This window comes from Pyxidicoccus trucidator (assembly GCF_010894435.1).
Taxonomy (GTDB): domain Bacteria; phylum Myxococcota; class Myxococcia; order Myxococcales; family Myxococcaceae; genus Myxococcus; species Myxococcus trucidator.
Genome location: NZ_JAAIXZ010000117.1, coordinates 1 through 390, shown reverse-complemented (window position 1 = coordinate 390; position 390 = coordinate 1). Strand labels below are relative to the sequence as shown.

1 protein-coding gene is annotated in these 390 nt (G+C 65.9%); it reads right to left on the bottom strand.

The window, feature by feature from the left end; translation table 11 throughout:
- Positions 1 to 120 precede the first annotated feature (120 nt).
- Positions 121 to 390, bottom strand: a 270-nt coding sequence (locus G4D85_RS49105) for a hypothetical protein (RefSeq protein ID WP_205526046.1), incomplete at its 5' end; no start/stop codon positions are given.

The following is a 390-nucleotide window of genomic DNA, read 5'->3' as shown; positions in this document are numbered from 1 at the left end:
GGAACACCGTCCTCCGCAGGGTGGCGAGCGAAGCTTCCACGAGGAAACATGATGGAGACGTCCCCGCCCATCGCCATCCAACCCGGCCGGGCGGACGGGCCCCCGCTTCCGGGCCGTCGGTCATCGCAAACCCACGCGCCGTCCCCGGGGGGACGCGCCCTGCCCACCCCGGAGGTTGCTTTGAGTAGGCAACGCTTCGCGCTCGGCCCCATGGGCTTTCAGCCGCCAGTCGAGGCAGGCTGCGGGACGTTGTTTCACCCCGCCGAACGTTCGCTCGCCCTGTCGTTTGAGTTTCGATAATGTGAGGATGAAGCGCAGCTTTGGTTGTCTGCCTGCCGAACCATGCAGATGGTTGAGGGTATGGGAGGCCCGTTCGACATCCTCGTGGAG